Annotated in this window: 11 protein-coding genes; 6 read left to right on the top strand and 5 right to left on the bottom strand. The window is 62.7% G+C overall.

Annotation, left to right across the window (positions count from 1 at the left end; translation table 11 throughout):
- Nucleotides 1-6: 6 nt before the first annotated feature.
- From fliJ to fliF, 5 genes are read right to left on the bottom strand one after another with little or no spacing between them, the layout of a single operon-like run.
- On the bottom strand, nt 7-477 hold the full coding sequence (gene fliJ, locus B348_RS0109295) for a flagellar export protein FliJ (protein ID WP_017735849.1): 471 nt from the start codon (nt 475-477) through the stop codon (nt 7-9).
- Between the two features lie 19 nt (nt 478-496).
- On the bottom strand, nt 497-1843 hold the full coding sequence (fliI, locus tag B348_RS0109300) for a flagellar protein export ATPase FliI (RefSeq protein WP_026136685.1): 1347 nt from the start codon (nt 1841-1843) through the stop codon (nt 497-499).
- A complete protein-coding gene (locus B348_RS0109305; protein ID WP_026136686.1) occupies nt 1840-2517 on the bottom strand; it encodes a FliH/SctL family protein in 678 nt (225 codons plus the stop codon). Before B348_RS0109305 ends, fliI begins: the two co-directional genes overlap by 4 nt.
- Nucleotides 2510-3508 (bottom strand): flagellar motor switch protein FliG, encoded by a 999-nt coding sequence (gene fliG / locus B348_RS0109310; RefSeq protein ID WP_017735852.1) that lies wholly within the window; start codon nt 3506-3508, stop codon nt 2510-2512. The genes B348_RS0109305 and fliG overlap by 8 nt, the downstream gene beginning before the upstream one ends.
- Nucleotides 3501-5210: a flagellar basal-body MS-ring/collar protein FliF gene (gene fliF, locus B348_RS0109315; RefSeq protein ID WP_017735853.1), complete on the bottom strand. Its 1710-nt coding sequence runs from the start codon at nt 5208-5210 to the stop codon at nt 3501-3503. The genes fliG and fliF overlap by 8 nt, the downstream gene beginning before the upstream one ends.
- A gap of 182 nt (nt 5211-5392) precedes the next feature.
- Between fliF and fliE the strand changes: the two genes are divergently transcribed.
- The 6 genes from fliE to flhC all read left to right on the top strand — a co-directional run bounded on the left by fliE (nt 5393) and on the right by flhC (nt 9229).
- A complete protein-coding gene (gene fliE, locus B348_RS0109320) occupies nt 5393-5707 on the top strand; it encodes a flagellar hook-basal body complex protein FliE (protein WP_017735854.1) in 315 nt (104 codons plus the stop codon).
- 79 nt (nt 5708-5786) lie between these two features.
- Nucleotides 5787-7196 carry a flagellar filament capping protein FliD gene (gene fliD / locus B348_RS0109325; RefSeq protein ID WP_017735855.1) on the top strand — a complete coding sequence of 470 codons (1410 nt, stop codon included), beginning with the start codon at nt 5787-5789 and terminating at the stop codon, nt 7194-7196.
- 22 nt (nt 7197-7218) lie between these two features.
- On the top strand, nt 7219-7620 hold the full coding sequence (fliS, locus tag B348_RS0109330; protein ID WP_017735856.1) for a flagellar export chaperone FliS: 402 nt from the start codon (nt 7219-7221) through the stop codon (nt 7618-7620).
- 2 nt (nt 7621-7622) lie between these two features.
- Complete coding sequence (fliT, locus tag B348_RS0109335; RefSeq protein ID WP_017735857.1) at nt 7623-7994, top strand: flagellar protein FliT; 372 nt, start codon at nt 7623-7625, stop codon at nt 7992-7994.
- Between the two features lie 329 nt (nt 7995-8323).
- The gene (gene flhD, locus B348_RS0109340; RefSeq protein WP_017735858.1) at nt 8324-8659 is read left to right on the top strand and encodes a flagellar transcriptional regulator FlhD; all 336 of its coding nucleotides are present in this window, start codon (nt 8324-8326) and stop codon (nt 8657-8659) included.
- Between the two features lie 3 nt (nt 8660-8662).
- Nucleotides 8663-9229: a flagellar transcriptional regulator FlhC gene (flhC, locus tag B348_RS0109345; RefSeq protein WP_017735859.1), complete on the top strand. Its 567-nt coding sequence runs from the start codon at nt 8663-8665 to the stop codon at nt 9227-9229.
- Nucleotides 9230-9289 lie beyond the last annotated feature (60 nt).

The following is a 9289-nucleotide window of genomic DNA, read 5'->3' on the forward strand; positions in this document are numbered from 1 at the left end:
TGTTCCTTAAAGGCCGCTATCGATGGAAGAAGGAAACGCCGCCGCGCGACGACGCAACTGGCTGGCCATTTCATCGGTGTGACGCTGCTCCACACGCCCGGCAGTCACTTGCTCCTGCTGGGCCCGCCGCGCCAGCAGCGCCTCAATCGAGCTGACCTTGCGCCACTGCGCCATCCACGTGAGCTGGTGATGGGCGACTTGCTTGCGATGCCGCTCCAGGCTCTTTTGCGCACGCTCCACCGCTTCTTCCAGCGACTGCAAAAAGCCGCGGTAATTGGTCAACGCCGACGGGCTCATGCCGTCGTTGGCCAACTCCACTTGCAGGTTCTGGCGGTATTCCTGCTGGTACTGGTCGAGGGTGCGCAACTGGTTGATCACCTGCTGCTCGGCGCTGCGGCTCTGCGCCAGGGCGCGGGCCGCGACGTCGCGGGCCTTGGCGGCCATTTCGATCAGCAGGTGCAGCGATTGATTAGCCATCGATGATTACTCGAAAAAGTCAGTTGCCGGGGAACAACAAACTGAGGCCGTGCAGGGTCTCGTCGACGCTGGCACGGTCATCAATGCGTTGTTGCAGGAAGCGCTCGATATGCGGGTACAACCCCACGGCGCGGTCGAGTTGCACATCGTGGCCCTGGGCGTAGGCGCCAACGCTGATCAGGTCGCGGTTGCGCTGGTACCGCGAGAGCATCTGCTTGAGCTGGTTGGCCTTGCGTTGCTGGGCGTCGCTGGCGATGGCGGTCATGGCGCGGCTGATGGACGCTTCGATATCGATGGCCGGGTAATGCCCGCTTTCGGCCAACTGGCGCGACAGCACGATATGCCCGTCGAGGATCGCCCGCGCCGAGTCGGCAATCGGGTCCTGCTGGTCGTCGCCTTCGCTGAGCACCGTATAAAACGCGGTGATCGAACCGCCACCCGGCGGGCCGTTGCCGGTGCGCTCCACCAGCTTGGGCAGCTTGGCGAACACCGACGGTGGATAACCTTTGGTGGCCGGCGGCTCGCCCACGGCCAGGGCGATTTCACGCTGGGCCATGGCGTAGCGGGTCAGCGAATCCATGATCAGCAGCACGTCCTTGCCCTGCTCGCGAAAATCCTCGGCGACCCGCGTCGCATACAGCGCGCCTTGCAGGCGTTGCAGCGGCGATGTATCCGCAGGTGCGGCCACCACCACCGAGCGGCGCAAACCCTCTTCGCCGAGGATATTGTCGATAAAGTCCTGTACCTCGCGGCCCCGCTCGCCAATCAAGCCGACCACGATCACATCGGCCTGGGTGTAGCGCGCCATCATGCCCAGCAGCACCGACTTGCCGACGCCGGAACCGGCAAACAAGCCCAGGCGCTGGCCACGCCCGACACACAACAAGGCGTTGATCGCGCGAATGCCCACGTCGATCTGCCGATCAATCGGCGCCCGCTTGAGCGGGTTCAGCGGCTGGGTATGCAAGCCGGCGTGATGGGCACCGAGCAACGGCCCGCGCCCGTCCAACGGCTGGCCGCCGCTGTCGAGCACGCGCCCGAGCAACGCCATGCCCAAGGGAAAACTGCGATTGCCGCCGCCTTCGTCCGCCGCAAAAACCCGTGCGCCGGGTTGCAGGCCGTGGATTTCCGCGAGCGGCATCAGGTACAGCGTGTCCCCGGCAAACCCCACCACCTCGGCCTCGGCGAACACGCCGTCCAGCTCGATGCGACACGCCCCGCCCAATGGCAGGCGCAGGCCCACCGCTTCCAGGACCATGCCGGTGGCGCGGGTGATGCGCCCGCTGCGCAGGTGCGGCGCGACCTGCAAGGCTGGGCCGTGCAGCGTATCGAGCACACCACTCCAGCGCGCGAGATGAGGATTCATGGCAACGCATCCAACGTGCGCTCGACGTTGCGATGGAGCAGCGCCAGCCGCGACGGCCGCGACGCATCCAGCTCGCCACCCGGGCTGACCACCCGGCAACCACCCGCCTGCATCGCCGCATCGGCATGCAACACCCAGCCCGCCGCGTCGATCTGCTCGCCGAGGCTGTCCTGCACGCGCTGCAAATCGTCGGGGTTGAGCCACAGCTTGGGCTTGCCGGTGAGTTCCAGGTCGCTGTCGAGCAGGCGTTTCACCCATACCAGCACCTGTTCCGGCTGCGCGTTCAAGGCTTCGCCGGCCAGTTGTTGCGCGGCGTCCAGGGCGATGCGCACCAGTTGCCGGGCGATCTGCGTGTCCAAGGCTTTCAACGCTTGATCAAAATTGCGGCACAGCTCCAGCAGCGGTTGCAGGGTCACGGCAATCTGCTGCTGCAACTCCACGGCGGCGGCTTGGCGACCTGCGTCCAGGCCCTGTGCATAACCTTGCTCCACACCTTGGGCATGCCCGATCTGCTGGGCCTCGGCGATGGTTTTTTCGCGCAGCACCTGCATCTCCAGCTTGTGCTGGAAGGCTTGCTTGCGCAGGCGCTCGCGGTGGCTGCTGTGGGGGTCGTCGCTGGCCGCCGCCGGGCTGCCCAGCGGGTCCATCTGCCAGGGTTGCCAACGGTTAGACATAGGTGTCGTTGCCGCGCGCGGTCACGATGTCGCCGCTGTCGGACAAGCGCCGCACCACGGCAAGAATGGCCTTCTGTTCGGATTCGATCTGCGACATGCGGATCGGCCCGCGCGCTTCCATGTCTTCGCGGAACAACTGCCCGGCACGCTGGGACATGTTGTGCAGGAAGCGTTCGAGCAGCGCCGGCGGCGAGCCCTTGAGGGCGATGGCCAGGGAGTTCTGATCGACCTGTTGCAACAGGGTCTGGATGCCACGGTCGTCCACGTCGATGAGGTTTTCGAAGAGGAACATTTCGTCGAGGATCTTCTGCGCCAGGTCGTCGCTGTGCTCGCGCACGGTGCCGATGGCCAGTTCTTCGTGGGCCGAGCTCATCAGGTTGAGGATTTCCGCCGCCGTGCGCACGCCGCCCATTTTGCTGCGCTTGAGGCTTTGGCCATCGAGCATCACGCCGAGCACTTCGGTGAGTTCCTGCAACGCCACCGGCTGCACGCCGCTGAACGTGGCGATGCGCAGGATGATGTCGTTGCGCAGGCGGTCCGGCAGCAACTGCAGGATATCCGAGGCCTGGTGACGCTCCAGGTGCACGAGGATGGTGGCGATGATCTGCGGGTGTTCGTCGCGGATCATCTCGGCGACCATCGAGGCTTCCATCAGGTTGAGCTTGTCGATGCCCGAACCGGTGTTGGTGCTTTCGAGGATATCGTCGATCAGGCTGGCGGCGCGTTCGCTGCCCAGGGCCTTGGTCAGCACGGCGCGGATATGGTCGCTGGTCTGGATATTGATGGCGGCGTACTGGTCGGTCTCGTCCATGAATTCTTCGAGCACCTGGCGCATTTCTTCATGGGACACCTGGCTCAGGCGCGCCATTTCCATGCTGATGGCCTCGACGTCTTCGCTGGGCAAAAACTTGAACACTTCCGCTGCACTGTCGGCATCCAGCGACAACAACAAAATGGCGCTGCGCCGCGAACCGCTGATCTTGCTAGTCATTTTTCTTCATCCATCCGCGCACGATCATGGCCACCAGTCGCGGGTCTTCGGCCGCGATCTGTTGCAGGCTCTGCATGTTCTGTTCGTACACCGCCGACTTGCGCGGCAAGGTGTGTGGCGCGCTTTCCTGGCCGGCGACCACCAGATTGGTGCCGGTGCTGGACGGCACCAAAGCCGTGCCCGGTTCGGCGTTGTTCGCCAACAGCGCCTGGGTGTGCGCCGCGTTGCGTCGCTGCATCGGGCGCAACACGATCCACCACAGGGCCAGCGCGGCAAACGCGACGGCGAGGTAGCGCAGGCCGGTGCTCAGCAGGTTGTAGGCCTCGGGGGTTTTCCACCACGGCTGTTCGTCGACGCTGGTGTCAGCCTCCACGAACGGGCTGTTGATAACTTGCAGCGCATCGCCACGGCTTTCGGTAAAGCCCATGGCCTGGCGCACCAGGTTGTTGATGCTGTCGAGTTCGTCCTTGCTCAGCGCTTCGCTGGTCGGCTTGCCGTCCTTGAGCACCGTGCGGTAGTTGACCACCACCGCCGTGGTCAGGCGCTGGAGGGTGCCGAGGCTGGACTTGACGTGCTCGACGTTGCGGTCCACCTCGTAGTTGATCATGCGCTCGCTTTGGCTGGCGCTTTTCGCGGTTTTCGCCTCCGGCGTCGCTGCGCTGCCACCTGCGGGTGTTGGCGCGTTGGCCTTGGTCGGCGCAGGGGTGTTGGGCGGTGAGTTGGTCAGCGCGCCGGGCACGCCACGGCCGGCATCGTCGCCGTCCTGTACATGCTCGGAGGTTTGCTTGCTGCGCACGGCGGCGGCGTTGTTGTCCTGGTTCGGCGCGTAGCGTTCGGCGGTGCTTTCGCGGCTGGAAAAATCCACCTGGGCGACCACTTGGGCGTGCACGTTCTGGCTGCCCAGCAGCGGCGTGAGGATGTCTTCGATACGGCGCTGGTAGGAGCGCTCGATCTCATGCACATAGTCGAGTTGCGAGCCGTCGACGCCGCTGTTGTCACCGTGGGTCTGCGACAGCAGGCGGCCGTTCTGGTCGACCACCGTGACTGCGTCCACGCTCAGCTCCGGCACGCTGGAGGTGACCAGATGCACAATCGCGCTGGTCTGGCTCGGCCCGACTTCGCGGCCGGGTTGCAGGGTCAGCACCACCGAAGCGCGCGCAGCTTCGCGGTCGCGCACAAACACCGATTGCTTGGCCATCACCAAATGCACCCGCGCCTTGGCCACCGGGCCCAGGGACTCGATGGTGCGCGCCAGCTCGCCTTCCAGGCCGCGCTGGTAGTTGAGGTGTTCGGCGAACTGGCTGACGCCGAAGGCTTGTTTGTCGAGCAATTCAAAGCCGACGCTGCCGCCCTTGGGCAAGCCTTGTTCGGCCAGTTGCAGGCGCAGCGCGCCCATCTTGTCGCCTGGCACCAGGATGGTATTGCCGCCTTCGCTGAGGCGATAGGGCACGGCGCGCTTGTCCAGCTCGCTGATGATCTGCCCGCCGTCGGCCTCACTGAGGCCGGAAAACAGCACGCGGTATTCCGGCTGGCGCGCCCACAACAGCAAGGCGACCACCACCGCGATCACCGCTGCGGCGGCCATCAGCAACGGCACCAGCGGTTGGCGGCGGAACAGCGTGGTCAAGGCTTCCAGGGGTTTGACAGGGACCGGGGTCGCCAGGTTTTTTTGCGCGCCTTTGGCCAGGACTGCGGTACTCACGAAGGTAGGGCCTGTGCGAAAGACATTGCAGCGTCCGGTAACAGTAGTAGGCGGCCATTCTGGCGAAAACGGCCAAAGCCAAAGGCCGGAAAAGCCACTGCTTTTGCGGTCAATTGGGCGAATGTGCCCGGGGCCAGGCTTGTTAACCTGCTGGCCTGATAGCAACTTGTGGAACCGGCACCATGAACCCGTCCGCCCTGACCAATGCCCTGCAACAACTGTCGCTGCTGGCCGAACAGGCCGAAGGCGCGAGCGCGCAACGCAGCGCGCCCGCCGGTGGGTTTGCCGGCGAGTTGCAGTCGTCGCTGCAGCGCATCAACCAGTTGCAGCAGACCGCCACCCGCCAATCCAACGCGTTCCAGGCCGGCAGCGAATCGGTGTCGCTGAGTGATGTGATGGCCGACTCGCAGAAAGCCAGCGTCGCGTTCCAGATGGGCGTGCAGGTGCGCAACCGCCTGCTCACCGCCTACAAGGACGTGATGGCGATGCAGGTCTGAAAAAAATCGGCGCGCCCCTAAAGACGGGCCCGCGATTGGCCGATGTTGCGTTCAAACGCACCCCAGGACAGGCACACCCATGGCAACCACGACCTCCACCACCTCGTCGACTGCAACCATTACCTCTCTCGGGGTCGGCTCCGGCCTTGACCTGGACAGCATCCTGACCAGCCTGGAAGAGTCCAAGGAAGCCAGCCTGCTGACGCCCATCACCACCCAGGAAACCTCGGTCAACGCCGAGATTTCCGCCTACGGCACCTTGACCAGCGCCCTGACCAAGCTGCAAACCGCCGCCGAAGCCCTGGCCGATTCCAGCCTGTACACCGCGTTGACCACCAGCCTGTCCGGCAGCGGCGTCACAGCCGCGACCACCAGCGAAGCCGTCGCCGGCACGTACAAGCTGGAAGTGACCCAGTTGGCCCAGGCCCAGAGCCTCACCACCGATGGCGTCGCGAGCAAGACCACGGCCCTCGGCACCGGGACACTGACCCTGCAAGTGGGCACGGCCGACGCGGTGTCGATCACCCTGAGCAGCAGCAACAACACCCTGGAAGGTATTCGCACGGCGATCAACGCGTCCGGCGCCGGCGTGACCGCGTCCATCGTCAACGACGGCACCGGCACGCCGTACCGCCTGGTCTTGACCTCCGACAGCACCGGCACCGAGTCGGCCATGACCGTGACCTACAGCGGCGACGACAGCAGCGATACTGCCTCCAGCCTGTTCGGCTACGACGGCAGCACGGGCAACATGACCCAGACCGTCGAAGCCCTGGACGCCGAGCTGACTATCAACGGTATCGCGGTCACCAGCCAGAGCAACACCGTCGAAGACGCGTTGCAAGGCGTCACGCTGAACCTGTCCGCCGTCGGCAGCTCGCAGACCCTGACGATTTCCCAGGACACCGACGCGATCTACGACGCCATCGAATCGTTCGTCAGCGCCTATAACAGCTACGTGTCCACCGTCGACACCCTCACTTCCTACGACGCTGATGCCGACACGGCGGGCGAACTGCTCGGCGACTCGACCACGCGGCGCATCAGCACCAAGCTCAGCAGCGACCTGTACAGCGCGGTGGGCAGCGGCACCTTCAGCTATTTGTCGCAGCTGGGTATTTCCCTGGAAGTCGACGGCACCTTGCTGATCGACGAAGACACCCTGACCAGCGCGATCACCGACAATATCGATGGCGTCTCCGAGTTCTTTGTCGGCACCGATGGCACGTCCGGCTTCATCGGCCAGATGACCACCGACCTCGACACCTACCTGGACGAAGACGACGGCCTGATCGTGGCGCGCACCGACAGCCTGGCGACCAAGCTGGAGCAACTGGAAGATCGCTACGACGAAAAACAGGCGCTGATCGACTCCGAAATGGCGCGCTGGACCGAGCAGTTCACCCAACTCGACACCCTGATCGCGTCGCTCAGCTCGACTGCGGACTACCTCACCACCCAGTTCGACGCCCTCAACAGCGACAGCTGATGACACACCCGGAGCACACGAGATGAACGCCTATCGAGACGCGAATGCCTACGCCAAGGTGGGCGTGGAAAGCGGCATTTTGGCGGCCTCACCCCACCAGCACATCGTGATGCTGTTCGACAGTTACCAGGCCACGCTGCGCATCGCGCGCCTGCACTTGCAGGCCGGCAATATCGCCGCCAAAGGCCAGGCCATCACCAAGGCGATCAACCTGGTGAGCCAGGGTTTGCGTGGCTCATTGAACCTGGAACAAGGCGGCGAGATTGCCGCACAACTGGACCAACTCTACGACTACGTGGTTCGCCTGCTGCTGCGCGCGAACTTGAACAATGACGATGCCGCGCTGAACACGGCCGCCGAGTTGCTGGAGAATGTCGCCGCAGCCTGGCGGGCGATTGGCACGCAGACCGAGGAAGCGCAGTAGACATGATGCAATCACAACTGATCGCGGCCTACGAACAACTGCTCGAACAATCGCAGCGTTTGCTGGAGTGCGCCAAACACGCCGACTGGGACGGTATCTTCGCGCTAAAGTCCCAGGGTTTGATTGACGCCGCTTACTTGCGCCGCGCGCAAGACCAAGTTGACCTGGATGCCAGCGGCCAGCAATACAAACTTGAACTACTCAGCCAGATCCTCGCGCTCGAAGAGCAAGTTAACGGGTTCTTGCATGCGCGACAAAATGACCTCGGCGAGTTGATGCAAATCAATCGGCGCAAGAGCAATCTAAACAACGCCTATGGTGCATCTTCCAATCAAGTGATACCAATAAGCCATTATTTGTATCGAAAGAAATAACAAACACCTACACGCTGCATCTACGGGCGACACATAAGTGTGAAAATATCTTTGAGGTAGGCTAAAACACTGAAAACAGACAAGAAATATCATTCCTCAGTCTGTTATCGTACGGCGTACTTAATACTTTAGAAAAAATTAAAAAAACCGGTATTCACGGCCAGCTAGCGGATGGTCGGGAGCATGAATAACCGAATAACGCTACATCCAGGCACTCGTTGTACAACCCAAAAGCCTGACTTTAGTACTTGTCGATTTGCAGCACTGTCTGCCAGAGGTCATGCCATTAGGCGTGCCGAACTGTAGTACCCAACGGGAGGGGTAGAAAGTTGCCAAATACCAACACTGAGCTTGAAGACATCCAGGACCTGAACCTGTCCTATTTATTACTGGCACAAAACCTATTGCGCAAAGATCGCGAGATCGCGATTTTCCGCCTGAAACTCAGCGAACCCATGGCCGACCTGCTGACCAAACTCAGCAGCAAGCAAATGACCCAACTGGCACGGGTCAACCAGTTGATCTGTCGCCCGGTGTTTGAAGAGACTGATCGCTTGTCCCGAGTGCTGGGCAACGCCCGCGAACTGGGCATGGTCGAGATCCACTCCGCGCTGCTGATGGCTGCGGCGGATCGCACCGGCGACTTGCGCATCGGGGAAGGCTGACCCATGTCAGACAAAAGCCTGGTCACCGAAATGCAGCAAGTGCAACTGGCCATCGAACTGATTGAGCTGGGTGCACGGCTGCAGGTGCTGGAAACGGAGACCACGCTCAGCCGAGGCCGCCTGATCCGACTCTACAAGGAAGTACGAGGCGCCTCCCCACCCAAGGGCATGCTGCCCTTCTCCACCGATTGGTTCGTGACGTGGCTGCCGAATATTCATTCGTCACTGTTCTACGGCATTTACCGCAGCCTCATGGAAATTGGCGGGCATCGCATCGATGCCTTCGTCAAAGCCTATCGCCTGTACCTGGAACAGGTCGGCGACCAGGAAGGCGAGCTGGTGCTGGGCCTGACCCGGGCCTGGACCCTCGTGCGGTTCTTTGAAAGCGACATGCTGGAATTGATCCGTTGCTCGTGTTGCTCCGGTGAGTTTGTGGCGCACTCCCATGCGCCGGCACAGCACTATGTGTGCGGCATCTGCCAGCCGCCGTCGCGGGCGGGCAAGACTTTGAAGCGGCGGGATATCGATGCGCAGCTGCTCGCCAACCTGCCGCCCATGCGCAAAGCCTGAGACCGCTGCTGCTTTTAAATGTGGGAGCTGGCTTGCCTGCGATAGCGGTGGGTCAGCCAC

This window comes from Pseudomonas sp. CBZ-4, from assembly GCF_000346755.1.
Taxonomy (GTDB): domain Bacteria; phylum Pseudomonadota; class Gammaproteobacteria; order Pseudomonadales; family Pseudomonadaceae; genus Aquipseudomonas.